2 pseudogenes are annotated in these 642 nt (G+C 40.5%); both read left to right on the forward strand.

The features are described 5' to 3' along the window. Positions 1 to 308 (forward strand): annotated as a pseudogene (locus HC175_RS16165) (glycoside hydrolase family 172 protein); the annotation flags it as partial. Positions 309 to 424: 116 nt separating this feature from the next. Continuing rightward, a pseudogene (locus HC175_RS16170) lies at positions 425 to 642 on the forward strand (family 43 glycosylhydrolase); the annotation flags it as partial.

Consider the following 642-nt stretch of genomic DNA (forward strand, 5'->3'; position numbering starts at 1 on the left):
TTTATGAGGATATTAAAGTTACAATTCAGCAGATGGGCGGAGCACCAAAGGAGAAAGTACAGGAACTTGTGAAAAATGGTGCCAGGCTTATCCCTGTTACCGTTGACCAATTTCCCGAATTCACCAATCTTTTAGAGATGGATGAAAGTCTGGTGCTGGAGGATGAGGATTTTCCGCAGGGATGGACCAATTTTTACAGGAGCGATGATGTTTCGGCCACAGCTTATTTTTATCTCGACAGGCCGGGAAGAATGTTACCGCCTCTCCAATCAATAGAAGCCAAAACCAGTAACCTAAGTTCAGAATAATAGGAAACATAAAGAACATTAGAATTAAATTTCAATATTTTACTTGTGCAGCTTGTAACGGTAGAAATTAGGCTGCACATAAGTTGATCTTACAGTTTTTTAAAACACCAATGCGCATGTCAAATTTTAAGTCCGCACTATTAACTATTTTTTTCTGCTCGTTAGGCCTCACGGTGCTGGCTCAGGATTCCCTTTCAAAAAGGGAATTCCAAACTTATTGTCATCCTATAGATATCGACTACACCTACGTAGCGCATAATTCTTACACCGGAGTTTCTTATCGTGCCGGGGCAGATCCTGCTGTGATCAACTTCAAAGGGAAATATTACATGTT

The sequence above is a fragment of the Salinimicrobium oceani genome, from assembly GCF_012037645.1.